The organism is Ammoniphilus sp. YIM 78166 (assembly GCF_004522215.1).
Lineage (GTDB): Bacteria > Bacillota > Bacilli > Aneurinibacillales > RAOX-1 > YIM-78166.
In genome coordinates this window covers 202,023-226,501 of the sequence record NZ_SDLR01000007.1, presented here as the reverse complement: position 1 = coordinate 226,501, position 24,479 = coordinate 202,023, and the positions used below count along the sequence as shown (strand labels likewise).

The window sequence follows — 24,479 nt, the reverse complement described above, 5'->3', positions numbered from 1 at the left end:
CCTATGAATTCAGGTGGTGATACTGCCCCATTACGGACAGTGGGTTCCCCCATTCGGAAATCCTCGGATCAAAGCTTGCTTACAGCTCCCCGAGGCGTATCGCCGTTTACCGCGTCCTTCATCGGCTCCTAGTGCCAAGGCATCCACCGTGCGCCCTTTGTAGCTTAACCAAAGTTGGTTTTGCTTCTTACTTAAGGTTTTAGGATTGTTTCCTAATTTACGCATTTTTTTACGGTGAAAACTTACGTTTTCGTTATCTAGTTTTCAAAGAACAATCGCTCTCAGAAGCGACAAGAAACAATTTAACACAGTTTCATTCATATTACAAGTGATTTTTTATAAAAATTTGCTCCCTGCATTTCTCAAGGAACAATTTCTTATAAAAGTAGATGGTACCGAAGGTCGGGGTCGAACCGACACTCCTTACGGAACACGATTTTGAGTCGTGCGCGTCTGCCAATTCCGCCACTTCGGCACGTTGTTTGTCGCTTATGGCGACAAAAATTATATTACCATGATCTTTTGATAAAGGCAAGAGTTTATTTCCAATTTTCTATTTTTAGCTGAGCTACCTACTTTACCCTCTTCTTAGTCAGAGTAGCTCCCGTTATATCTAATAAAATGGATGAGCGGTATTAAGTTAACTGGAATAGCTCCTGTTGGAGAGATTCAATTGTTCTCAACTTAATGGCTAAGCGTAGATACTCCTGTTACAGTTACTTGTCCCTTACATAGATCACCCAACTCCCCAGACCCCTTTAGCTCCCACTCCCCCACCTTTGCACATTCCTCACAAACTTTTCTGACGTAGTAGCTTTTAGCTTTAATGGGCTGAATTCCCTTATTCCGTTCGCTGATTAATCAGCTATTATGATAAAATGAATGATATTCGAATTCAAACGTATTTATAATATATACACTATTAAGAGCTGGAGGTCATGAATATGAATAACGATTTTATTCGTGTTAAGTCTCTAGAAGGAGAACTGAAGCTTTCTCAGATCAAGAGTCAATTCGGCTGTTCGATTACAACAAAGGAGCTTGTTTTCCTGAAGCCACATCATTCGTATCAAATCCAACTGCAAGACATTATCAGTATGATCCCTCATCAGTTGGATACACGTCCTGTTGCTTTTTCTACTCACGCTCCGAAAGAAGAGCAAGTGGTGGCGTCGTTTGGATCAAATTACTATAAAATTTCGGTGGATAAGGTAAAGATCTATAATCGTTCAGGTATACACGAAAGAGGAAAGATGGATTTCATTGTTCCCTTGAGCAAAAAGATGCTAGAGCATGTGGCACAGTACAGTAATCTGGTCATGGTGATTTAGAGAGCTTTTTCTAAGTTTTTTAAATATACATTTTAAACAAAAGCTGATAGAATGATATGAAATTGTTTTTGAGGTGGAGGGAAACTGAATGGCTAGAAAATTAAGAAGCGATACCATTAAGAGAGGATTTGACCGTGCACCGCACAGAAGCTTGTTGCGTGCAACGGGGGTAATCCAGGATGAGTCTGATTGGGACAAGCCTTTTATTGCGGTTGCCAATTCGTACATTGATATTATTCCGGGCCATGTTCATTTGCAAGAGTTCGGAAAGCTAGTAAAGGAAGCGATTCGCGAAGCGGGTGGAGTTCCTTTTGAATTTAACACCATTGGAGTGGATGACGGCATTGCGATGGGACATATCGGAATGCGCTATTCGCTACCGAGCCGCGAAATTATCGCCGATTCCATTGAGACTGTGGTTTCTGCTCATGCTTTTGACGGACTTATTTGTATCCCGAATTGCGATAAGATCACTCCAGGAATGATGATGGCTGCTCTGCGCGTGAACATTCCTACGATTGTTGTAACGGGTGGACCTATGCAAGCGGGTAAAACCTCCGATGGTCGCTCCATCTCTCTATCTTCCGTATTTGAAGGTGTTGGAGCTTTCCAGGCAGGTAAAATCAACCAACAAAGCTTAGACGAATTAGAAAAATACGGATGCCCAACCTGTGGGTCTTGCTCTGGTATGTTTACAGCCAATTCTATGAATTGCTTAGCAGAAGTGTTGGGATTAGCTCTTCCGGGTAACGGAACAATCCTTGCCATATCTGAGGAACGCAGAGAATTAGTGAAGCGTGCAGCCAAGCAAATCATGAACCTCATCGATATGGATTTGAAGCCTCGAGATATCGTAACTGAAAAAGCGATTGATAATGCCTTTGCTTTAGATATGGCTATGGGAGGATCTACGAACACGGTTCTCCATACGTTGGCTTTGGCTCACGAAGCAGGAGTTGAATACTCCATGGAAAGAATTAATTTAGTAGCGGAGAGAGTGCCTCACCTATCTAAGATTGCTCCTGCTTCCGATTACCATATGGAAGATGTGCATAATGCAGGTGGAGTTACAGCTATCCTTAACGAGTTAAGCAAGAAGCCGGGTGCTCTTCATACCGATACCTTAACCGTCACAGGAAAAACTCTAGCAGAGAACATTGCTGGACAAGATATCTTAAATAAAGAGGTCATCCGTCCTCTAGACAATCCTTATTCCGCAAAAGGCGGCTTGGCTGTTCTTTTCGGGAATATCGCTCCAGAAGGCGGCGTAATTAAGACAGGTGCAGTTGAACCAGGAATTACCAAGCACGAAGGCCCTGCCATCGTTTTTGAATCCCAGGAAGAAGCTTTAGAGGGTATTGCAACGGGTAAGGTAAAAGAGGGACATGTTGTCGTTATTCGCTATGAAGGTCCTAAAGGTGGGCCTGGAATGCCTGAGATGCTAGCTCCAACTTCACAAATCGTAGGTATGGGTCTAGGAACGAAGGTTGCGCTTGTAACTGACGGTCGTTTTTCTGGAGCCAGCCGTGGTATCAGTATCGGTCACGTTTCTCCAGAAGCTGCTGAGGGAGGTCCAATTGCCTTTATTCAAAATGGCGATATCATCTCCATTGACTTGGAAAACAATAAATTAGAACTCCAGATTACCGATGAGGAAATGGAGCAGCGTAAAGCGGCATGGCCAGGTTTTGAACCAAAAGTAAAAACGGGTTACCTTGCTCGCTATTCTAAGCTTGTGACTTCTGCAAGTACAGGCGGGGTTATGAAGATCTAAACAACCCAAATAAAAAACCCACCATATGGTGGGTTTCTTATTTTGCATGTATATAGTCTTAGCAGTGAGATTTTCGTTGTGTGGACAGTTGTGCAATTCTCGTGTTAATCATCTGTACTTGTTGATAAAGCTCCATTCGGGAATTCCAATTTAATTCTGGACTAATCACTGATTCTTTGATCCTATCCTTCTTTTCTCTTAAGATCCCTATGTCCTTTAATCCATCAATTTCACTTTTAAACGAACCCATAGAAACCTCCTCAATTCTAAAATCTACAAGAACCTTTTTAGTGACCGTGTTATCAGAATACCAAAATAAGGATACTTTGTCCACAGAAAAGCGTGAATAAACTGTGATTAAATTGTTAATTGCTTGTGAGTAAAGACTTAATAAATGTGGATAACTTTCTTGCATAGTTTCATCGTTCACTAGCCATACTAAAAATCCACAGCAAGGGACGGGGGACAAGCGCCCCACTGGAACGTCCGCTGTGGAGAGCTCTGGATTAAACCTGATTTGGTGGCCTTTAAGGTCAAAAACAAAAAAGGAGTGATTTAGAAATGGCTCAAAACAATTCTAACAACAACCAAAAACTTGTTCCTCAAGCTGCTCAAGCCCTTGACCAAATGAAGTATGAAATTGCTTCTGAATTTGGTGTCGAGCTAGGAGCAGACACAACTTCTCGTGCTAACGGTTCTGTTGGTGGAGAAATCACTAAGCGTCTTGTTCAGTTCGCTGAGCAACAATTAGCGAATTACCGCTAGTCTTTAGGCATAACCCTCCTTCTCTAGGAAGCGGAGAAATCCGCTTCCTTTTTAATGTGATCCATAGAAAGGAAGTATTCAGATGGAGCTAACCCTACTCTGCTATAATATCCACAGCGGCAAAACGATCTTTTACCGTCCAAGTCTTCACCATATCATTAACTTTATCCGAAAACAGTCGCCGGATATAATAGCGCTACAGGAGGTTCATAACAACTCTGGACAAGGGTGGCAATTTAACGAGCTCAGCCAAGCTCTTCCCATGCATGGAAGCTTCGGTGGAAATATCCAAATTAAAGATGGTCTGTATGGTAATGCAACCTTTACTAAGCCTCCAATTACTCTGTCAAACCAAACCTTTCTGCCCAGTGAACGCGAACAAAGAGGCCTGCTCCAAACGGCTATAGAAGTTCAAGGCCAGCCTGTATATATTTTTAACACTCACTTGGGACTAGGGAGAAAGGAACGGTCGAACCAGCTTGAACTCATTCGAGAAATAATGGTAGATTGTCCTTATCCTTGTATACTCATGGGTGACTTCAATACAACAAATCCCATGGCTTTACCTGATATGGTGGATATCGGCAAAAAAACAGGGAAGGACAGTCAGGCGACTATCTTCCCTCTCAAGAAAAGAATTGATTTTATTTTTGCTTCTTCTTCCTTCGAAATCCTTAGTTATGAAGTGCTCTCTCATATTTCTTATTCTGATCATTATCCCATTAAAGCTAAGGTGCGTTTAAGATAACAATTTAACAATATAATTTTTCAGATCGACAAGGCGCGGGTACTCGAAGGGGCGCTGATCCTGGCCTGCTCCACTAATTAATAAGGGTACAGTGGAATCTTTCCAATGCAAAGACCCATGACTGCCCCCGTTAAGATGGGTCGGAGCATAGGCAGACTTAAACTCGTATCCCGGCTTAGCGCTCAGTGCAACCATTGGGATATCCTGGGAGTATAAGGCAGTGGATAACCTTGCGAGTCCATCTGGATATTCGCCATAAGTAATCGTAGAAGAATCCTTCATTTGTAAATCAAGGACCTTCCATTCTCCTTCCACTGTCCAGGAGGCTCCATAGATATCTTGCAGGGAACCTCCTCGGCGATAAAACAACTTCCCCTCGCGATCGCCTGAATAAACGCAAACCCCATCCTTCTCCTTCCAACCAATCACATCAATCCGCTTGTCTTGCCTAGAACGCTCAATAATCTCTTCCATAACCCCGGATTTCAAAGGATAGATATAAGCCATCCTCTCATTATTAGCAATGAGAAGATCGTTTTCAGGCTTGCTCTTCTCTCCATAAGGAGTAATGTTTAAACCGGAATATAACTCCTCCAGGTTTACATTATGCTCACTGGTTGGACCCACTAGGGTCTGTCCGTGATCTCCTGTTATGATAAATATATAATCCTCGAGTGCCTGATCCCATGTGGAAAATTGATTCAACACCGACTGAAGCTTCTGATCTACTTTGGATAGGATGCCACGGGCTTTCCGAGGGTTTCTATGTACCTGATGATCGTTATCCGGCAGATAGACCATTGTAAAATCAGGCAGCAACTGATGCTGAAGCAAATGCTTCAGCATACGAATGGCGAAATCATCATTGATCCCGTAGGAACGAAAAAAGCTTTCATCCCAACCCCAAGGTAAAGGGGGACTAAAGGTTGAGCGGACTACCCTTCCTAAGGTGAACAGTTCAGGACCACTAATTTCATCTTCAAGCTTGCGGGAGCGAGTGGCCAATTTAAGCAGAAACGGAAGGTCAATCTTGTACTTTTTTTGCCCCCGATGAGCAATAAGATTAATGGAACCTGCTGTTCTTCCCCGTTCCTTGAGTTCCTCATAAATCGTAGTCACATTTTTACTTAAATGCGTATCATTGAGCGAACATATAACATCATAAGCACACTGCCCAAAACCAAGCTTTAAAACAGGCAAGGCTCCGTTCGTATAATTGATAATGCGGCGCTCTTCTGGCTTATACCAAATTAGAGCTGGAATGCGATGCTGGTCTGGATATTCTCCAGTAATAAGGGAACAGTCCACAGTTGCTGTCATGGTTGGAAACACACTTGTACAATGGCTCCAATACTGCCCTCTGTCTTTTAAAAATTGAAGTGCCGGCGCTTGACCATTTTTGATACAATCCTCTAAAACCTCAGGCATCAAGGAATCTATCATCAAGAAGATCACTTTTTTCACGAATAGTCCTTCTCCTTTTGGTTTAGTCACGTATGGAATAGTATCTTCAAGTTTAACCAGTCTATTCCATCATTTTCAGAAGAGAAAGCTCCTCTTCCGTCAATTCTCTGTATTCACCTAAAGAAAGAGCGGGGTCAAGAGGAAGGGCACCCATTTGAATTCTTTTTAGATAGTTCACCCGTTTACCGACAGCTTGGAACATTCTTTTTACCTGATGAAATTTCCCCTCCACAATCGTAATCTCAACTTGAGACACATCCCCGGACTGAAGGATAACAAGGTCAGCAGGGAGGGTCTGGTATCCATCATCCAACCGAACTCCATTCTTAAAGGATACAATATCCTCTTCCGTAACGATCCCTTCCACGTCCGCATAATAAGTTTTGGGGACATGTTTTCTAGGCGATAGGAGTTCATGCGCCATTTTCCCGTCATTGGTTAGAATAAGAAGTCCTTCCGTGTCTTTATCGAGCCTACCAACAGGGAACACCTCAAACGGCATGTATTGGGCATCAAGCAGGTCCACCACCGTTCTTTCAACTAAATCCTCAGTGGCAGAAATGACTCCTGGAGGCTTGTTCAGCATTAAATAAACGAACTCCCGATAGCGAATCACCTCTCCATCAAATTCAATGGTTTGATGATCGGGATCCACATGCTGGCTGCTATCCTTAACCACCTTTCCATCTACCTGTACCAAACCATCTTTAGCAAATTTTTTAATATCTTTACGCGTTCCGATCCCCATATTGGAAAGAAGTTTATCAATTCTCATTTTGGCCATACTGTTCATCCCACTCCCGTATGCTTTATTATTTGGTTTCCTTATTTTTCCCGAACGGAAGGCAAAATAAAAGGGTAATCCGGCAGGATTACCCTTTTAGCTCTTATTCTTCCTCTGGGTACCAATTATCAAGAACTTTTGCTTCAAGCACTTTTCCCTTTACAAATACAACTTGTTTATCCGTAAATCCAGTCGTCCAGTCTAGGCCCAGATCCTCAGCGATACCCGCAAGGGTTAGAAGCTCCTGCCAAGCAACATATCTTTTATACCAGAAGAATTGAGGATGTTCACTCATATACGGATAAAGGTCATCAAACTCCGTGTGTTTACAATCAATCGTACGCTCAAAAGACGTCTTAGCCTTATTGATCCTATCTTGAAAGAAATTCGTAATGTCTTGGTCAATTCGAATGGACATCCTGTTCCCTCCCATGTGCTTTCTTCTAATTATATTACATCTTGATGAAGAAAATCGAATGTTTTAAAAAATTATTCGCAATAAATTAATGGGAATACAAGATTAACCACTAGGTACTGGAGCCTCTAGTAGATTCGGATCCGTTTCTACAGGTGGCGTTGTTGGTGCTGGTGTCGGAGTTGGGGTCGGACTCGGTTGAATCGGCAACGCTGGATCCGGTACATTCCCATTCCCCTGGTTCGGATCTACTGGTGCTACCTCTTCATCAACTGGCGGCTCCTGCTCCTCATCGACCGGTGGGATATGCTCAGGGTTTTCCTCTACAGCAGGCATAAACGAAACCACATTGGAAGGAGAACCCTCTCTGCGATTTTGAGTATCAACAGGTACTACATAATAATAAATAGGCTCTTGGGAAGCCACATTCATATCCATCCATTCACTGTATTCCGTTTCGCCAATTAACTCCTTGTTGGCTGGATCCCCAACATATCGGTAGATGCGATAAAGAATGCGTTGATCTTGAATCGGTGACCAGGCTAAACTCACAGACCCCATAAGATCCTGAAGCTGCAAATCCTGAATCGGCGCAAGATTAACAGGAGGCTGTAATTCTTTAACCCCCTTAGGTTTCGTAAAGGAGGTCACTTCCCGTCCCTTTAGCGCTTCGGTCATTACAACGCTAAAGAACTTAGCTGGAATGCCACTACCATCGGTCAGAAAGTTGGTTTTCGAGTTAGGGTAGTCGTATCCCATCCAAACCGCACCCACATATTCCGGAGTATAGCCAACGAACCAAGCGTCACGATTACCGCCTTTGGTTCCTTCCATCTGGGTCGTACCCGTTTTACCTGCTACCGGGCGGTTCATTTTGGCTCTTGTTCCGGTTCCCTCGTTCACAACAGCCTGTAGCATCTTCGTCATGTAATAAGCGGTTTGATCCGTAACCACGGTAGTGGTCCCCGGAGCAGCTTCAACAATTGTACCTTCGCGATCTTGAATTTGGGCGATGGCATGAGGCTCCACAACCACTCCATTGTTGGCAAACGCACCGTATGCCTTTGCCATCTCTAAAACAGATACGCCGTGAGTCAGTCCTCCGAGCGCAATCCCTAGTTGACGATCCGCTTTTTTATCGTAAGAAACTCCAAATCGGTCGAGGTAACGAAAACTTGTGTCCATACCAATTTCATTTAATAGCCAAACGGCTGGAACATTCTTCGAGCGTTTTAATGCATCATACATGGACACTTGCCCAAGGTATCCATCGCCATTCCAATTGCTTGGGCTGTACCCGCCTGCGAAAGTCATCTTTTCATCTCGGAGCATGTCATAAGGATTCCAGCCCTGTTCCATCGCTGGCCCATAAACCGCCAATGGCTTAAAGGTGGAGCCTGGGCTTCGCTTGGTCAGGGCACGGTTCGTTCCCTTTGCTTGGTAATCCCTGCCTCCCATCATCGCAACGATGCCCCCGCTCTTAGGGTCCGTAATCACCATCCCTGCCTGCACGGGATCAACTGATTTGCTTTTCGGGAATAAGTCCGGATTATTAAAGGCCTTTACCATGGCATTTTGGGCCTGTGGATCTAATTCCGTATAAATTTTATATCCTCCGCGATAAAGCTCATTCTCCGTAATGCCAAACTTGTCTTCGGCTTCTTTTAGTACAAAATCAACGTAGGCACGGACCTCTTGATTTCCTTTCCCCCGGCCGACTAAGGTCAATTCCTCCTCGGCTGCTGCTTCCCGCTCTTCTTTCGTAATGGAACCGTTGCGCTCCATGAGAGCCAGCACAACCTTACGTCGTTCGAGAGATTTTTCATAATTATTAATAGGAGAATAATTATTCGGTGCTTTAGGAAGAGCCGCTAAAGTCGCCACTTCCGCAAGCGAAAGCTCGTTTAGATCATCCTTGCCAAAATAATACTTTGAGGCGGCCTTAATTCCGTATACCCCATGTCCAAAGAAGATTTCATTCAAGTAAAATTCAAGGATCTGCTCTTTTGAATAGTTTTGTTCCAGGTTTAGTGCAATCAAAGCTTCCTTTGTCTTTCTCCAAATTGACTTTTCGTGGGTCAAATAAACATTCTTGGCCAGCTGCTGGGTAATCGTACTGGCACCTTCCACTTTACTGCCGGCACGAATGTCCTTATATAGCGCTCGACCAATCGCGATAACGTCTACCCCTCGGTGGGTAAAAAAACGCTCATCTTCCACATTCACAAACGCGCTCACAATCATCGGGGGAATCTCTTGGTATTCCACATACTCCCGATCCTCCACGTAAAGACGGTATATCTCTTGTTCTTGATTGTCATACAGAATTGAGCTTTCAATTTGTTCTTTGACTTTTCCTTGATCTACGAGCGCACTTCCGATGGAAAACATAGCAGCGCATCCTCCGACAACAAGCAAAATGGTGAGCGCGGCTAGGATACCCAACCATTTCCAAATCTTTGGCTTATGTTTCTTTTTTTTCCTCATTTCTCTCCCCCCTGACAGACTGATCATTCTTCTTTACGTCTATCCATAGTTATTTACTGCATGAGGCCAAAAAAGTTTCACTCTTTGCACTATAAAATGTTCGTAGAGCCTTTCATTTTTTTTAGGGTGAAAAAAGAAGGAGAAGGTACGTAGTGTACCTTCTTTTTAGTAGGGACTTTCATTTAGCTCAGACTTTCTTTTTCGAATGGCCAATAAGGATGACCGAAAAATATCCGGATCGCCAAGAAGACCCGCTTCATGAAGCTCCTTCAGCTCATCTTCCATAAGGATGCAATCTCCCAGGGCATTACCGGTGTAGATCACGATTCCAAATGCCCTTAGCAGTTCTTTCACCTCAATAAAGGACATCGGTCTCATGAGACTTACCCTTCTTTCGTATATTCAACAACCACTTTCGTTCCAAGTCCGCCGCGTGCATTCCAATCCGCATCGATCTTCATATACAACGGATCACAGCACTTGACTAAGTCGTTAAGAATGCGGTTTGTAGCATGCTCTTGATAGATTCCTACGTTACGGTAGGAAGTTAGATAATACTTTAAAGACTTCATTTCAATTAATTGCTCATTAGGAACATACGTAACTTTGATATCCGCAAAATCTGGCAGTCCAGACCAAGGGCAAACAGAGGTAAACTCGTTGGTTGGGATCATTACTTCTGTTTTCTTCCCGACATACTCATATGGAATGGTTTCAAGAATATCAACTAAAATAACAGATTCATCTTGGATATCAAAACGGATTCCTTTATATTTATCATGATTATGTTCAACCTTCGCCATTTCCTAAGGTCCTCCTCTATAGATATACATGTGAAAAACCGCTCTCTTAGGAGCGGCAATAACCCAAAGTAATTATGCGACATTCTTATAACAAATGCAACCAGAATAATTTAGTTAAAAGATTGCTTCATGTAAGCCATTAATTCAGGATATAAGAAAGGATTGCTTGCTACCACCGTACTGGCTCCTGAAAAGGAAAGCTCTTCTCCCTCCAGGTTGCTCACGCTTCCCCCTGCCTCCTCGAGTATCACCTTGCCCCCAGCAAAGTCCCAAGGATTCAAGTGCAGACTCACATAAGCGTCGACTCTCCCCGCTGCAACATAAGCCATTTCTAAAGCGGCACAACCGTATACGCGAATTCCTCGGCATGTCCTTGGCAGGTCATAAACCACTTTTTCGAGACCGTACTTTTCTGCTCGCTGGTTCCAGAAAAGACTGGTGCAGATGAGGGCTTCCTGCTGCTTTACGGGAAGTTCTAAGCGCAGCCGCTGCCCATTCAAATAGGCTCCTTCTCCTTTTCTCCCGCAGAATAGCTCATCTCGTGAAGGATCGTAGATAATCCCGATCATGCCGACTTCCTGATGGACAACAGCAATAGAAATGACGTAATTTAGTTTTTGGTGAATGAAATTGGTTGTTCCGTCAATGGGATCGATGATCCATAGGGTTTCAAAGTCCTTTGGATCTCTTTCGAAGGTTCCTTCCTCCCCCACAATGCCATGGTCGGGATAATGCTTTAAGATCATATTCACAAGGAACTCTTCCACTTCTTTATCCACATGGGTCACCAGATCGGATGGAGACGACTTGTATGTAAATTGGATCGGAGATTCCAATCTCGCTAAGCTTAATTTTCCCGCCTCGATCGCCCATGCTTTTGCCTGTTCAAACATCTGGTTAAAATCACACATCGTAAGCCCGCCCTTTCTTCCTGTATGTTTATCTTATTCCCTTGTCTTTTTAAAAAAACCTGCTGCAGACATAAAAAATATTAAAGGAAACCAATGGACAAGCGGCGAAAAGATCACGTATCTATCCAAAATGGGGGAATCCAAGCGTATGAGTTTTCAATGGCATGAAGAGAGCGCCTTGCAATGGAATCGCATGTCTAGTAACTGGCACCAAAACAGCCGAGAGATGTGGGAAACAGGAAGCAGAAAAACCATTATCCCCTTGTTTTCGAAGCACGCCGTTCCCTCTTCTGGGAGGATGTTGGATGCAGGCTGTGGAGATGGCTATGGAACATGGAAGCTTGCTCAGATGGGATACGATGCTATCGGGGTCGATATTTCAGAAGATATGATCGAGAAAGCTAAATTGAAAAAAGGACAAGAGCTGACTCTAGATTTTGCCCAAGCAGACATTGTCTCTCTTCCTTTTTCAGCTGAATCCTTTTCCGCGGTCCTCTCGATTAATTGCTTGGAGTGGGTCGAATCCCCATTAAGCGGCTTAAAGGAGCTTTGGCGAGTCCTTCAACCTGGCGGAATCCTCTGCTTAGGGATTCTGGGTCCGACAGCGGCACCTAGGCAGCACAGCTACCACCGCCTATATGGAGAAGAGGTCATCTGCAATACCATGATGCCTTGGGAATGTGCTCGGCTTGTAGAGGATAACGGTTTTCGCATCATCGACCAAGAAGGAGTCTATAAGCGTGGGGTAAAAGAGGAGCAGCTAGGCCCTTTATCACTCGAACTAAAACAAGCACTAACCTTCATGTGGCTATTCGTCCTGCAAAAAATATAGGAAGTCCCTACAGGACTTCCTACTTCAATGCCTTTTGAATTCCCTTTAACGCGTTATGCACTGCCGATTCCGTGATTTCTCGATGCGTAACAAAACGGATGATCCCTTCATCAAACGGAACAGCAAGTACCTGCTCGGCCTTTAACCGTTCCAAGAATTCTTCGTTTGATAGGTTAGTACCTTTAATATCACAAAGAACGATATTCGTTTCTACACCCTCAATGGCCACTTTAAGGCCTTGGATGGCCGCTAAGCCTTCTGCTAACATTCTAGCATGCACATGATCTTCTGCTAAACGCTCGACCATCCGTTCTAAAGCTATGATTCCTGGCGCTGCAATGACTCCAACTTGACGAAGACCTCCACCCAGGCGTTTTCTCCACTTTCTAGCCTCACGGATAAAAGACTTGCTTCCGGCTAAGACAGAACCGATGGGAGCAGATAATCCTTTAGACAAACAAACCTGAACCGTGTCGGCATATTGTGTAAAAGCAGTTACAGGCTGATCGATGCCCACCGCTGCATTAAACAACCGTGCTCCATCTAAGTGAACAGGCACCTGCTTTTCTCTTGCGATTTCATAGATGGCTCTCATATTCTCCAAGGGAACGATTTTTCCCCCTGATTTGTTATGCGTATTCTCAAGACAGATCAGCCCGCTATAGGGGTAATGAATATCCTCGCCTCTTAGAGCCTTCTTGACTTGGATGGGGTCCATGGCCCCTCTATTCCCGGCTAACGGCCGGGTTTGGACACCTGCTAAGGCAGAAGCTGCTCCACCTTCATATAGGAAGATATGGGATTCTGCTTCCAACAGGACTTCATCTCCAGCGCGACAGTGTGTTAACACTGCAACCTGATTTCCTTGTGTCCCGCTCGTCACAAACAGTGCGGCTTCTTTTCCTAATTTTTCTGCTGCCAATTCCTCCAGCCTGTTAACGGTAGGGTCCTCACCATAGACATCATCTCCCACCTGGGCCGTGGCCATGGCTTGTCTCATTTCTTCCGTTGGCTTGGTGACGGTATCACTTCGAAAATCCATTGTATACTCCCTTACGCTTCTAATTTTTTATATAAGTCATGATGCAGAGGATGTTGTTCGATAATCACAAGCAGATTGTCCATCCAGGCTTCAATTCCTGACAAATGGTCTAGCTCTTCTTTTGTAAAGGACGTTGCGTGAATGTAAGGCTCCATTTCCCAAACGACTCTTTCCATTTTTACGTCAAAATGATTCCAACGAAGCATTTGTCTGACTTCTGCATCTCTTTTCATTAGCTCATGAACTAACTGATACATCATCAAAATTCGTCTCATGCTCTCGTATGACTGTCGGCGAATTTCAATACGGTTAGCCATGGATTGAGCTTTTCTCTCTGTTCGAACAAATAAAAAATAATAGTAAAAATGAAGAAGGGTCAGTAATAGGACTCCCCAAGTAACCGCAAGTCCTCCATAGTAATAATACGACAGCAGAGAACCATTGGATAGCCAAAGGATAAAATGATAAGTCAAGCAAAGCACCCATAGGATGACGATATAATGGTTTACTCTCGTAACCTTATCTTCATGGGCAAAATTCTTTGTGGATACAAAGATAAAGGATAGCAGGTATAAAGCTAAGAATAAAATGCTGCAGAAAAATAAGCTAATCTGTAATGTCTGGCGAAATGCTAAAGATTCTGGAATTTGCAGGTATCGTATAAGAAAGAATAACATGGTTATCCAGACCATCCCGACACCAACCAGAGGTAACACCACCGATTCCTTGCCTTGCTTGCCCTTATGTCTCTCTACGCGAGACATCAGCTCCATCTGTATCGCCCTCCCTTCTACTCGAAATGGGACATCAATAACTAATTCTCCTTAACTTCACGTTTTCCTCTTGACTAGGATCTTGACACAGCAGATAAACGGAATTTACCAACTGTGCCAAGACCCTACTCATTTTAATTTTGGGCTTCTATCTGACAAGTTTCAAGGGTAAAATAATGGCATTGATTTTTTTGAGGTGAAAACATGGGAATGATACCTGAAGATTTTAAAAAAAAGATGAAAAATCTCCTACAAGATGATTACTCGTCCTTCCTCGAGTCTTATGAGCAAGAATCGGAGCAAGGACTGCGTATCAATCTATTGAAAACAAGCGTAGATACATTTATGAAGCATTCGGAATTCAAACTAGAACCTGTACCTTGGTGTCCCAGTGGATTCTATTACTCCAAGGAAGACCGACCTGGGAAGCACCCTTATCATGCAGCGGGTGTCTATTATATCCAAGAGCCCAGTGCCATGTCGGTTGTGGAGTTTCTTTCGCCCCAGCCGGGGGAAGTGATTCTTGATCTGTGTGCGGCGCCTGGAGGTAAATCAACGCAGATTGCTGCCTATATGCAGGGACAAGGGCTCTTGGTAACCAACGAGATTCATCCGAGTCGGGTTAAAGCGTTATCCGAGAATATTGAACGATGCGGAGTCACCAACGCACTTGTCACCAATGAAACCCCAGAACGTCTAGCACCGCGATTCCCATCCTTCTTTGATCGCATTTTAGTCGATGCCCCTTGCTCGGGTGAAGGGATGTTTCGAAAGCTAGACGAAGCCTGTGAAGATTGGTCAGGAGCCAAAATTGAGCATTGCGCCTCTATGCAAGCGGATATTTTAGACGCTGCAGCATCGATGCTCAAGCCCGGCGGCATTCTCGTGTATTCAACTTGTACGTTTTCGCCGGAAGAAAACGAAAAAACGATGGCTCGTTTCCTTGAGAGATACCCTTCCTTTGAACTCGAAGAAATTCCACTCGTTGCCGGGATGCAGCCTGGGCGTCCAGACTGGGCCAGCGGTCAAGACGTCTTATCTAGAACCATCCGCCTCTGGCCGCATCAGCTTAAAGGCGAAGGACATTTTGTCGCCCGGCTGCGCAAGAACGACGGTGCAGAACCCTTAGATAGGAAGTCCCGTAAACCGTCGGCGAAGGTGGACAAGCAAGCGATCAAGGTATTCGAGGAATTTTGCAAAGCTACCCTGACCATGGACTGGGAGTTTTCCGGTGAGTATCTATTGTTCGGAGAACAGCTGTATGCAGCCCCATCAGAAATGCCCTCCATTGACAAGCTGAAGGTTACAAGACCTGGGTGGCATTTAGGCACGATCAAAAAATCAAGGTTTGAACCTAGTCATGCTTTGGCCTTAGGATTAAAAAAGACTCAAGCTAACTACCTTTCCTTTTCAGCACGAGATGAATCCATCTTTCGTTATCTTCGAGGAGAAGCCTTAATGGTGGAGTCAGCAGGTAAAGGGTGGACCTTGGTTTGTGTCGATGATTTCCCCATTGGATGGGGCAAGCTTTCTGAAGGGCAGCTAAAAAACCATTATCCAAAAGGTTTGCGATGGCCCTAAAAGGGGGCACATGAAAAGAGGAACCCCTCAACTCTTGAGGAGATTCCTCTTTTTTTATTTTTATTATCTTGCTTTGGTATCTCTTGCTTCTTTTCTTTTCTTTTTGCGAATCTGCTCGTTAATCGACTGCTGAATCTTTTTCCGTTTCTCCTGGGCTTCTTGTCGCTGTTTTTCAAACAATGCTTTTTTCTTATAGCCGGGTTTTACTTTTTTCTTGTCTTGCGACTTTTCTTGGGCTTGGGAAACTGACCTTGCCTCATTTGAAGCTTTCTTTATTGTAGGGTCATCCTTCTTTTTCCCGTCTCGTTGGAAAGCGGGTCTTGGCTTTTTCCGATCCTTTGTAGGCACTTCCGCAAAACCCTTGGTTCCTATGAGCAAACGCTCTTCAATCTTTTGCTTAATTGCATTTTCGATCTTAAGCATAATGGATTTTTGTCGAGGGGAGACAAAGGTAATGGCCGTCCCTTCTTGTCCTGCTCTCCCTGTCCTGCCTACCCGATGGATATAGCTCTCAGGATCAGAAGGTAAGTCGAAATTAAAGACGTGGGTTACCCCTTCGACATCCACTCCTCTCGCGGCGATATCCGTACAGACGAGAAATTGGAACTTTATCTTTCGGAAATTTTCCATTAACTGTTCTCGTTTATTCTGGGATAATCCCCCGTGCAGCGCCTGCGCATCGAACCCAGCTTGTTGCAGCTGTTCCGTGATGAACTCCACTCGATCTTGCGTATTCACAAAGATGATAGCCAGATATGGACGAAGCTGTTCGAGCAAGGTCTTTAAAGCTTCCGGCTTTTCACTCTGATTAACCACATAATAATATTGCTTCGTCGTTTCGGCCGTTGCTTGCTTCATCTCGACTTTAATATGCGGGGGTTGGAACATAAATCGATGTGCCAAGAGCCTTACTCGATCTGGCATCGTAGCAGAGAATAGTAAGGTTTGTTTTTTCTCCGGTGTCTGCTGAATAATGGTCTCCACATCTTCTTGAAAGCCCATTTCCAGCATTTTGTCTGCTTCATCTAAGACGAGCATCTTAATTCGGCCGAAATGCAAGGTCTCTCTTCTTAGGTGGTCGAGAATTCGTCCCGGAGTTCCTACCACGATATGTACTCTATCTTGAAGCTTATTAATTTGGGCTTGGATATCCCTTCCCCCATGTAAACAAAGTACATTAATATCGAGATGCTTTCCTAGATCTTCCACATCTTCTGCAATTTGAATCGCTAGCTCTCGTGTAGGAGTCAGAATCAGCCCCTGAATATGTTGAACGTTAGGTTGCAGCTGCTGCAGCATCGGAATAACAAAGGCTGCTGTTTTTCCTGTACCGGTCTGTGCTTGGCCGATAAGATCCTTTCCTTCTAGAGCAAGTGGAATCGCTCTTTCTTGGATCGGGGTCGGCTCCGTAAAGTATAGATCTTGGATGCCTGCCAAGATCTCTTGTTTTAAACCGAACTTTGCAAATCCTTTCATGGATTAGCTCCTTTCAATTGATATGCCCACCTTATTGTACCTTAATTTTTCTTCTAGGCAAGAATTACCTTTGTCATTTTACTATCATTGCCTGATTCTAACGGAGAAACTCCGCCCCCTTATTTTTTTTCATTTTTCATGGAAGGATATAGTATAATGTACGACAGTTATCCGCGAAAGAGGGAACCTGACATGTTTTTACTCGATACTTCTATACTAATCAAACTAGGGGCATCCATCCTGCTCGGAATCGTTATTGGATTAGAAAGAGAGCTGCGAAAAAAACCGTTAGGCTTAAAAACCTCGCTTGTGATCTGTGTGAGCAGTTGTATCTTGACCATTGTTTCTATCGAATCCGCGTATCGTTTCGCCGAACCTTACATCAGACCCATGGATCCTCTTCGCTTAGCTGCCCAAATCGTTTCAGGTATCGGCTTCTTAGGAGCAGGGGTCATCCTGCGCAAACACAATGATGTCATTATGGGCCTGACAACGGCAGCCATGATCTGGGCCGCTTGCGGTCTAGGTATTGCCGCCGGTGCTGGTTTTTATGTTGAAGCGTTTGTTGGCGTGTTTCTTATCATAGTTAGTGTCGAGCTGCTTCCCCACCTGTTTAAGTTCATTGGGCCGAAGGCTTTAAGTGAAAAGGAAATTAAAATAGAACTAACCATTGATAAGGAAGATAATCGCATCATTGAGATTATGGACGCCATCAAAGCCAAAGACATCAAAATTAAGCATGTTCGCATCCACGATATTCATAAAGATCCTACCAAGCACGGTACTCATCAGGTTCAGCTGGTCGTGATCGTCCACGAAAAACGCTTTACAGCCGAGATTTATCATGATGTCAAACAAATCGATCATATCCAGACTGTATTGATAGAAAATCTGTCTACAAGATAACCCTAAAAAAAACCAAGGTGTCGAATGAACTTCGACACCTTGCTGGTTTTAAGGCTGTATAGAAGACTCTTTTCCTCTTTCAAAATGAAAGCCGTCCACTACTTGCCCTTCATAGTGCATACGAATGTTAACCCACTCCATCGGATCTGTCAAAGCCTCGTCAAACACCGTTCTCATGATATGGTGAGCTGTATCCTCAGTAGGTTCAATCGCTAGCTCAATGGTCACATCCACCCCATCCTCGGAATAGTAAAAGGTGGCTTCCCCTAATGGATTGTCACTGGGATCAACGAGATCAAATTTGACTTCGGCTCGTTCTCTCTCCTCATAATCATCCGCTTCCTCTTCACGTTCGAGTAACTGGACTACGGCAGCCTCATCAAGTTCCTCTTCATCCTCTTCCGTCTCGATCTCTACTTCCTCGTATTCCTGACCATTCACGAAGAACGTAAAGTTATATTGATCAATTAAATCATGATCATAATCCTTCAACAGGATGGCTTCAACGTCTTCCATCTCTTTTTCAGTAGGCTCTTGGGTAAAATGGATATCCCCCACAACTCTAGTGCCACGAATATCCACTACCGCCTCGGCAACCAGGTTTTCATTTTCATCATACACTTGATATTCTATGCCTTGCTCTCCTTGGCCTACAATCCATCGCTCATACCCATAGACTTCTTCACCTTCATCGTCCTGGATATCTTCCTCTAGATCCTCAAGTCCATCCATATAATCTTCCATGAGCGAATATTGACCGTATAAAATATTGATATTATGATCTGCCACATTCAAAGCAAAAGCCAAACTCGTAATGTAAGATTGAACATCATCAATAATTCCGGAGAGTTCGCTCCGATCAACATACTCTTCATCCAAATGAATCGTACCCGTCAATAAATCATTCTCGCGGTAAACTAAGTAAACATCCCCAATCCACTCCCCTTCACGGTGAATAGACAAGGACTCCCCACCCGAAGTTCGCAGCTCGGGATATAATTCGATTCTTTTCATCTCCTGCACTCCTTCCAGCATGTTCTTCCTCTATTTTGGGATAAATAAGAAAAGGATATACTGTGGAGGCGATAGGAATGGAAAATATGAGCTTTACTGTACATGACGTAGCAAGAGACGTTGGCGTAAGTATCTCAGGCCCTGGTCAACACCCCTGTGGAGCCGATCTTTTCCTCAAAGCCATATTGGCCCTGATTGAGCAAGCGGATCTAAGCGCCATGGGAGAAGCGGGGTACCGGGATTTTGCTGCCCAATTTCAAGTGACCATTCTGAAACAACTCATTAATCGAACCTTTATGGATACACTACAGCGCATTCCTGATGATCTTAATTATTCAGAAGCCTTGATCCACGATATCGAGCATTACCGAGAAGAAGGGTTACTCTAAAAAAAGGGGCTTGTGGCCCCTTAAATGGCATTCTTTTCTTCATTCGTTTTTTCTCCATCTATTGTCAACACCTGAAACTTTACCCAGACGGCACTTAACAAGATCAATATCCCTGCACCAAGAAAAACCCCTCTTAAATGTATCCATCCGGACAGCCATCCTCCTAAGATCGGGCCCAGCATATTCCCCAGGAAAATGGCCATGTTACTATAGCCGTAGGTTCGACTCTCCATATTCCGTGGTGCATACTGACGAATCAGGGTATTCACGCTCGGCAGCATGCCGCCCACACACATTCCGAGTAAGAAACGACAAACAAGGAGCTGTTCAATGGAGACAACAAACGCGTGAGGGATAAAGAAAAGACCAGCCCCGATTAAGGAATAGAAAAGAATGTTGTGCGAACCTTTTTGGTCTCCCCATTTCCCTAAAAAAGGAGAAAAGATCATCGTAGCGAAACCCGTGATTGAAATCGCGGTGCCCGCCATAAAGGAAAGCATTTCTTTCTTTTGCCAGAGCTCTTGGACAAAGCTTGTGATGAAAGGGGTCGTCCCCAGCATTGCCAACTGAATCAAGAATCCTGTGGCAAAAAGCGCAGGAAGTGGTTTTGTCCTAAATATTATGATTAAATCATCACGGTACCCCGTTTCTTTCACTGATTTCTTATCCGGCTTATTCAGCTCCCTAACAAAGCAAGTAACCATAACAGCGGCAATCAATAGCAATAATCCTGTAAGATAAAAAATGCTCCGAAATCCTATCCAGTCCGCCATCAAACCGCCTAGGAAAGGTCCGCAGATGGAGCCCCCAACACCAGCCGCTTGAAGAGTCCCCAGCGCATACCCGGTTTTCTCTTTCGGGGTGTTGGTGGATACTAGGGCGATCGAAGCCGGTATAAATCCTGAGATCGTTCCATTGATAAACCGCAAAATGAGCAATTGCATCGGGGAGGTAGCCAACCCCATGCTTGCCACAACCAGCGCCATACCAAACCCGCTCCTAACGAGCATGATCTTGCGACCATGCCGGTCAGCGAGCTTCCCCCATAGGGGTGAAAACAAAAAGGCCGATAAGAAGTTAGCACCAAAAATAACACCCGTCCACAGGTGCAGTGACTTCTCATCGGCGATCCCCATATCCTGTTGTAAATAAAGCGGCAAAAACGGAATGATTAAGCTCATTGCTGCCATAACCAAAAATTGGGCAACACATAATATGATTAGATTTCGTTTCCAAATATCCACTGTAAATCATCTCCATCCCAAATACCATTATACGACGATTCAACGGTATTGAAAAGTAATGGGGATGGCATTCCTTTGGGTTTACCCGCCGCTCACTGGTGGAATAAAGGCGATCTCGTCTGTTTCTTTCACCGGATCTGCACTCATAGCATATTCCTGATTAACGGCAACCATGCTTTTCTCCAATAGGTCTCGGAGGGCAGGATAGCGTTCTGATAATTTTTCACGAACCGCTCGGACAGTCCATTCGGTATGATCCATTTCTAATGAGATCACCGATGAGCCTGCCACTTCCGCCAGCCCAGCAAAAAGTAAAATACGAACCATTACACTTCCTCCTTAATCTCTGGTTGTCCTGTGGGGTACGAAACCTTCTCCTTTTGATCCCCGATCCAGCTCTGACCGTCTTCCCAATTTTCTTTTTTCCAAATCGGTACAATTTCCTTGATTCGCTCAATCGCATAACGGCTTGCCTCGAACGAAGCATCTCGATGAGGAGTAGAAACAGCAATGACCACTGCCACATCCATAATATCCAAGTGTCCCACACGGTGAACGATAGCGACTCTTGCTTCCGGATGCTTGGCTACGATCTCATCCCCTATTTGCTTAAGCTTCTTCTCTGCCATTTCCTCGTAGGCTTGGTACTCTAAGTATAAAGTCTTCAGCCCTCTCGTCATTTCCCTCACCGTACCGATAAATGTACAAATGGCTCCTGCATTCGGGTGACTTACGTACTCAACCAAGGGTTGAACTTCAATTTTTTCACGGGTGATCGAAAAATTTTTCATTCTACTACCTTCTCCTCTCTCATTCTGTTTACATGTCCTTCTAAGATGGAAAAAAGCGGTTCAAATTGATCTTTCCCCACAACAGGAATTGTAGGATGGCTATAAGGAAACCAAGTGGCAATAGCTAAAATTTGAGACGTTTGCTCTAGGAGAGATAAATCCCCCTCATGCCGCAACAAAACCACTTTAGGGTAGTGCTCGAACTTATAACCTTCTACGATAACGATATCAATCCCTGTCATCCGCTCTAACAAACTGGTTAAAGTTGTAGTTCTCTGCTCCATGATTGCTGTTTTATGCTGGGAGGTAATGGCCACGACTTCTGCGCCTGCTTCGCGATGCAGCCAAGTATCTTTTCCCGGATAATCCACTTCAAAGTGGTGAGCATCATGCTTGACGCTCCCCACCTTCCATCCCATCTGTGAGAATCGACGGATCATCTCACAGCTTGTCGTTGTTTTTCCACTATTCTTAAAGCCTACAACCTGTATTACCACCTTGTTATCCATACGGTCAGCTTCACTCCTGCAGCATTAGCAATGTTATTTATTATTCTCCGTTACTTTCTTTACCGTCGTCTTGGCTTCATCGAGCTCCTCTCGGACATCAGAAGTGAGCTCGTTCGTCGATTTTTTAAATTCTCTTAGCGTTTGACCAAAGGCTCTGCCAATTTCCGGAAGTTTCTTCGGGCCAAAGATCACCAAAGCCAAAATCAGAATTAAGATAAGACCTGGGACTCCAATATTAGTTAACATCACGTAATCCTCCTTGTTTGTTTTTATGAAATTTTTTCGTCCGTCGGTTCTCCGTCGAGCCATTTTGCATCTTCTTCTAATTGCTTCTTATAGATTCCCTTTGAGAGCCAAACACTAAATTCATACAAAAGTAATAAAGGAATGGTGACCAAGAAATCGGAAATGATTTCCGGAGGCGTAATGGTTACGGCAATGATAACCAGGACAAAGTAAGCGACCTTCCTCATTTTCGCTAGGCGAATGGGATTGACAATGCGTAGTCGGGTCAGGAACATGACCAGAATGGGAAGCTCGAACAAAACGCCAAAAGGCAGAACGATGGAAAACATAAAGCTAAAATACTCTGTAATCCCGAACAGTTCTTGAGCTTGCAACGTTTCGGTCATCATTAACATAAAACGGGTGACCATAGGGAAAAGAATATAATATCCAAAGCCAATCCCTAAGACAAACAATAACGTGGCACCAGGTATAAAGCGAAGGGCAATTTTTTGCTCTGATTTTTTCAGGCCTGGCTTCACAAAGGCCCAGGTCTGGTAAAGAAAAAAGGGTAAAGAAATGATGAGTCCTAGAACGAGTGACACCTTCACATACACCGACAGTGCATCAGAAAGCCCGAATACATGCCAATCAATGTGCCTTGCTGCTGGGTCATTCTTGATATGGTTTACGACCCTGCCTGAAAACACGAAGCCGCCAATCATGGCGCAAAAGAAAAAGATAATACAGTAGATGATCCGTTTACGCAGCTCATTCAGATGGTCAGTTAGAGGAGTATCGTTGGTTTTTCCCACTGAGTCACCTCCTAATAGAGTTTGTACAATAAATCCCTTAAAGAAAGTATATCTAAAATCATTTCGTTATCATAGAACATATGATACTATTTTATTATATAAATCCGCGAAAGGGGGGAATGTATTGGAAAACATTTCAGATAAAACGTTCTTCCAATTAATACCCGATGAATTCCGCGAGGAACTCAATTCAATCAGTGTAGACGTTAACTACCCTAAGGATACCATTCTTTACATGGATGGTGAAAAAGCGGATAATCTCTACTTTATTCGAACCGGAAGTGTAAAGATTAGCAAAACCACCTTAGAAGGAAAAGAACTCACACTATATATTTGTAAGCCTGGAGAAATGATTGGTGAAATTGCTCTCTTCCAGCCTAACCTTACCTATACAGCAACTGCAGAGATGATTGAAGACGGGAGCGTTGGAATTATTGCTCGATCAGCCCTAGAAGAACTTCTAACCAAGAACAGCCGACTTGCAGTTGAGTTTATGAAGTGGATGGGTATTGCTTATCGAAGAAACCAATCTAAGTTCCGTGATTTGATGCTGCTTGGCAAGCATGGCGCCCTCTATTCTACGCTGATCCGCATGACCAATACCTATGGCATTAAGGTCAAGGATGGAATCTTAATTGACTTGTTCCTAACCAACAAAGATCTTGCCAATTTCATTGGAACTACACGAGAAAGTGTAAACCGAATGCTTAATGAACTTCGCAAAAACGAAGTTATCAGCATTGACAATGGTTTCATTACTGTTCATAATATCACATTCTTAAAAGAATTTTTAGAATGTGACGGCTGTCCTGAAGATATTTGCCGTATATAGTCCGCTTTCCCTAAAAAAAGATTCCTCTCGCAGGAATCTTTTTTTATTTCTTGACTTGTGACAGGAAACCTTTCAGCATAGGAAACAATCCGCTTTCCTCTTCAAAAAGATGTGTAATCGTCTGCGTAAGAAAGGTCTTGGCTTTTGAATAGATGACTTCCTCTAATCGTTCGGATTTATTTAAGATATGCTCGCGCAAATGCTTTTTAATTTCCTTGAGCTCCTCCTCCATGTGAGTATGCTCATCTTCCACATATCGCGCCATTTCTGCTTGAGGATGATACATGTCTTGCAGGATGGGGACAATTAATTCCTCTTCTTTCCTTCCATGCTCAACAAGTCGGGCTTTAAGTGTAATAAGCTTCTCTAATAAGAGCTCATAGTCTTCTGTTGAGGCGTTCTCCTTCGTCCGCTCTAGTACGGACATGGCCTCCTTAGCCAACGATCTAATTTCCTCATGTTGTTCAAGTAACAATGTAATAGCATCAGCGATATTCATCCCAAGACCTCTTTCTTGAAGATTTTGCAAAAAAACAGTTATTATGGTATAGCTTTAATTATATAAAGG

28 protein-coding genes, 1 tRNA gene and 1 rRNA gene are annotated in these 24,479 nt (G+C 43.8%); 9 read left to right on the top strand and 21 right to left on the bottom strand.

Annotation, left to right across the window (positions count from 1 at the left end):
- Positions 1 to 170, bottom strand: a 23S ribosomal RNA gene (locus tag EIZ58_RS27135); the annotation flags it as partial.
- Positions 171 to 390: 220 nt separating this feature from the next.
- A tRNA-Leu gene (locus tag EIZ58_RS27130) sits at positions 391 to 475 on the bottom strand.
- Between the two features lie 469 nt (positions 476 to 944).
- Here EIZ58_RS27130 and EIZ58_RS27125 point away from each other — a divergent pair.
- Positions 945 to 1,331 (top strand): hypothetical protein, encoded by a 387-nt coding sequence (locus EIZ58_RS27125; RefSeq protein ID WP_134704116.1) that lies wholly within the window; start codon positions 945 to 947, stop codon positions 1,329 to 1,331.
- An 88-nt stretch (positions 1,332 to 1,419) separates the two neighbouring features.
- Positions 1,420 to 3,105 carry a dihydroxy-acid dehydratase gene (ilvD, locus tag EIZ58_RS27120; protein ID WP_134704115.1) on the top strand — a complete coding sequence of 562 codons (1,686 nt, stop codon included), beginning with the start codon at positions 1,420 to 1,422 and terminating at the stop codon, positions 3,103 to 3,105.
- 58 nt (positions 3,106 to 3,163) lie between these two features.
- Here ilvD and EIZ58_RS27115 read toward each other — a convergent pair whose 3' ends face one another.
- Positions 3,164 to 3,355 carry a hypothetical protein gene (locus EIZ58_RS27115; protein ID WP_134704114.1) on the bottom strand — a complete coding sequence of 64 codons (192 nt, stop codon included), beginning with the start codon at positions 3,353 to 3,355 and terminating at the stop codon, positions 3,164 to 3,166.
- A 311-nt stretch (positions 3,356 to 3,666) separates the two neighbouring features.
- On the opposite strand from EIZ58_RS27115, the gene EIZ58_RS27110 reads away from it, so the two are divergent.
- Both EIZ58_RS27110 and EIZ58_RS27105 read left to right on the top strand, forming a co-directional pair.
- Positions 3,667 to 3,870, top strand: a complete 204-nt coding sequence (locus tag EIZ58_RS27110; RefSeq protein WP_134704113.1) for an alpha/beta-type small acid-soluble spore protein — start codon at positions 3,667 to 3,669, stop codon at positions 3,868 to 3,870.
- Positions 3,871 to 3,952: 82 nt separating this feature from the next.
- The gene (locus tag EIZ58_RS27105; protein ID WP_134704112.1) at positions 3,953 to 4,618 is read left to right on the top strand and encodes an endonuclease/exonuclease/phosphatase family protein; all 666 of its coding nucleotides are present in this window, start codon (positions 3,953 to 3,955) and stop codon (positions 4,616 to 4,618) included.
- Here the strand turns inward: EIZ58_RS27105 and EIZ58_RS27100 are convergent.
- The 7 genes from EIZ58_RS27100 to EIZ58_RS27070 form a co-directional block, all read right to left on the bottom strand.
- Entirely contained in the window at positions 4,610 to 6,082 is a 1,473-nt protein-coding gene (locus EIZ58_RS27100; RefSeq protein ID WP_134704111.1) for an alkaline phosphatase family protein, read from the bottom strand. The genes EIZ58_RS27105 and EIZ58_RS27100 overlap by 9 nt on opposite strands.
- Before the next feature lie 61 nt (positions 6,083 to 6,143).
- The gene (locus tag EIZ58_RS27095) at positions 6,144 to 6,857 is read right to left on the bottom strand and encodes a pseudouridine synthase (RefSeq protein WP_205672365.1); all 714 of its coding nucleotides are present in this window, start codon (positions 6,855 to 6,857) and stop codon (positions 6,144 to 6,146) included.
- Positions 6,858 to 6,969: 112 nt separating this feature from the next.
- A complete protein-coding gene (locus tag EIZ58_RS27090) occupies positions 6,970 to 7,284 on the bottom strand; it encodes a hypothetical protein (RefSeq protein ID WP_134704109.1) in 315 nt (104 codons plus the stop codon).
- Positions 7,285 to 7,386: 102 nt separating this feature from the next.
- Positions 7,387 to 9,768: a transglycosylase domain-containing protein gene (locus EIZ58_RS27085; RefSeq protein ID WP_167577997.1), complete on the bottom strand. Its 2,382-nt coding sequence runs from the start codon at positions 9,766 to 9,768 to the stop codon at positions 7,387 to 7,389.
- Between the two features lie 165 nt (positions 9,769 to 9,933).
- Positions 9,934 to 10,146 carry a YqgQ family protein gene (locus tag EIZ58_RS27080; RefSeq protein WP_134704107.1) on the bottom strand — a complete coding sequence of 71 codons (213 nt, stop codon included), beginning with the start codon at positions 10,144 to 10,146 and terminating at the stop codon, positions 9,934 to 9,936.
- Between the two features lie 5 nt (positions 10,147 to 10,151).
- A complete protein-coding gene (gene queF / locus EIZ58_RS27075) occupies positions 10,152 to 10,571 on the bottom strand; it encodes a preQ(1) synthase (protein ID WP_134704106.1) in 420 nt (139 codons plus the stop codon).
- 110 nt (positions 10,572 to 10,681) lie between these two features.
- On the bottom strand, positions 10,682 to 11,482 hold the full coding sequence (locus EIZ58_RS27070; RefSeq protein ID WP_134704105.1) for an inositol monophosphatase family protein: 801 nt from the start codon (positions 11,480 to 11,482) through the stop codon (positions 10,682 to 10,684).
- Positions 11,483 to 11,630: 148 nt separating this feature from the next.
- Here EIZ58_RS27070 and EIZ58_RS27065 point away from each other — a divergent pair, with 148 nt between their 5' ends.
- The gene (locus EIZ58_RS27065) at positions 11,631 to 12,314 is read left to right on the top strand and encodes a class I SAM-dependent methyltransferase (RefSeq protein ID WP_134704104.1); all 684 of its coding nucleotides are present in this window, start codon (positions 11,631 to 11,633) and stop codon (positions 12,312 to 12,314) included.
- Between the two features lie 19 nt (positions 12,315 to 12,333).
- Here EIZ58_RS27065 and ltaE read toward each other — a convergent pair whose 3' ends face one another.
- Positions 12,334 to 13,356 carry a low-specificity L-threonine aldolase gene (ltaE, locus tag EIZ58_RS27060; protein WP_134704103.1) on the bottom strand — a complete coding sequence of 341 codons (1,023 nt, stop codon included), beginning with the start codon at positions 13,354 to 13,356 and terminating at the stop codon, positions 12,334 to 12,336.
- Between the two features lie 11 nt (positions 13,357 to 13,367).
- Positions 13,368 to 14,129 (bottom strand): hypothetical protein, encoded by a 762-nt coding sequence (locus EIZ58_RS27055; RefSeq protein WP_134704102.1) that lies wholly within the window; start codon positions 14,127 to 14,129, stop codon positions 13,368 to 13,370.
- 204 nt (positions 14,130 to 14,333) lie between these two features.
- Between EIZ58_RS27055 and EIZ58_RS27050 the strand changes: the two genes are divergently transcribed.
- Positions 14,334 to 15,710, top strand: a complete 1,377-nt coding sequence (locus EIZ58_RS27050) for an RsmF rRNA methyltransferase first C-terminal domain-containing protein (RefSeq protein ID WP_134704101.1) — start codon at positions 14,334 to 14,336, stop codon at positions 15,708 to 15,710.
- A gap of 63 nt (positions 15,711 to 15,773) precedes the next feature.
- Here the strand turns inward: EIZ58_RS27050 and EIZ58_RS27045 are convergent, their stop codons facing one another.
- The gene (locus EIZ58_RS27045; protein ID WP_134704100.1) at positions 15,774 to 17,186 is read right to left on the bottom strand and encodes a DEAD/DEAH box helicase; all 1,413 of its coding nucleotides are present in this window, start codon (positions 17,184 to 17,186) and stop codon (positions 15,774 to 15,776) included.
- Positions 17,187 to 17,378: 192 nt separating this feature from the next.
- On the opposite strand from EIZ58_RS27045, the gene EIZ58_RS27040 reads away from it, so the two are divergent.
- Positions 17,379 to 18,092, top strand: a complete 714-nt coding sequence (locus EIZ58_RS27040; protein WP_134704099.1) for an MgtC/SapB family protein — start codon at positions 17,379 to 17,381, stop codon at positions 18,090 to 18,092.
- Positions 18,093 to 18,140: 48 nt separating this feature from the next.
- Here EIZ58_RS27040 and EIZ58_RS27035 read toward each other — a convergent pair whose 3' ends face one another.
- Positions 18,141 to 19,106, bottom strand: coding sequence for a hypothetical protein (locus EIZ58_RS27035; RefSeq protein ID WP_134704098.1), 966 nt, complete (start codon positions 19,104 to 19,106; stop codon positions 18,141 to 18,143).
- Positions 19,107 to 19,183: 77 nt separating this feature from the next.
- Here EIZ58_RS27035 and EIZ58_RS27030 point away from each other — a divergent pair, with 77 nt between their 5' ends.
- Complete coding sequence (locus EIZ58_RS27030; protein ID WP_134704097.1) at positions 19,184 to 19,495, top strand: hypothetical protein; 312 nt, start codon at positions 19,184 to 19,186, stop codon at positions 19,493 to 19,495.
- 20 nt (positions 19,496 to 19,515) lie between these two features.
- On the opposite strand, the gene EIZ58_RS27025 is transcribed toward EIZ58_RS27030, so the two are convergent.
- The 6 genes from EIZ58_RS27025 to tatC all read right to left on the bottom strand — a co-directional run bounded on the left by EIZ58_RS27025 (position 19,516) and on the right by tatC (position 23,079).
- Positions 19,516 to 20,739, bottom strand: a complete 1,224-nt coding sequence (locus tag EIZ58_RS27025) for an MFS transporter (RefSeq protein WP_134704096.1) — start codon at positions 20,737 to 20,739, stop codon at positions 19,516 to 19,518.
- Between the two features lie 81 nt (positions 20,740 to 20,820).
- Positions 20,821 to 21,066, bottom strand: coding sequence for a molybdopterin converting factor subunit 1 (gene moaD / locus EIZ58_RS27020; RefSeq protein ID WP_134704095.1), 246 nt, complete (start codon positions 21,064 to 21,066; stop codon positions 20,821 to 20,823).
- Complete coding sequence (locus tag EIZ58_RS27015) at positions 21,066 to 21,530, bottom strand: molybdenum cofactor biosynthesis protein MoaE (RefSeq protein ID WP_134704094.1); 465 nt, start codon at positions 21,528 to 21,530, stop codon at positions 21,066 to 21,068. The genes moaD and EIZ58_RS27015 overlap by 1 nt, the downstream gene beginning before the upstream one ends.
- A complete protein-coding gene (mobB, locus tag EIZ58_RS27010; protein ID WP_134704093.1) occupies positions 21,527 to 22,039 on the bottom strand; it encodes a molybdopterin-guanine dinucleotide biosynthesis protein B in 513 nt (170 codons plus the stop codon). The genes EIZ58_RS27015 and mobB overlap by 4 nt, the downstream gene beginning before the upstream one ends.
- Positions 22,040 to 22,072: 33 nt before the next feature.
- Positions 22,073 to 22,285: a twin-arginine translocase TatA/TatE family subunit gene (locus EIZ58_RS27005; RefSeq protein WP_134704092.1), complete on the bottom strand. Its 213-nt coding sequence runs from the start codon at positions 22,283 to 22,285 to the stop codon at positions 22,073 to 22,075.
- 23 nt (positions 22,286 to 22,308) lie between these two features.
- On the bottom strand, positions 22,309 to 23,079 hold the full coding sequence (gene tatC / locus EIZ58_RS27000) for a twin-arginine translocase subunit TatC (protein ID WP_134704091.1): 771 nt from the start codon (positions 23,077 to 23,079) through the stop codon (positions 22,309 to 22,311).
- A gap of 124 nt (positions 23,080 to 23,203) precedes the next feature.
- On the opposite strand from tatC, the gene EIZ58_RS26995 reads away from it, so the two are divergent.
- On the top strand, positions 23,204 to 23,911 hold the full coding sequence (locus tag EIZ58_RS26995) for a Crp/Fnr family transcriptional regulator (RefSeq protein ID WP_240689432.1): 708 nt from the start codon (positions 23,204 to 23,206) through the stop codon (positions 23,909 to 23,911).
- 43 nt (positions 23,912 to 23,954) lie between these two features.
- On the opposite strand, the gene EIZ58_RS26990 is transcribed toward EIZ58_RS26995, so the two are convergent.
- Entirely contained in the window at positions 23,955 to 24,410 is a 456-nt protein-coding gene (locus EIZ58_RS26990; protein WP_134704089.1) for a hemerythrin domain-containing protein, read from the bottom strand.
- Positions 24,411 to 24,479 lie beyond the last annotated feature (69 nt).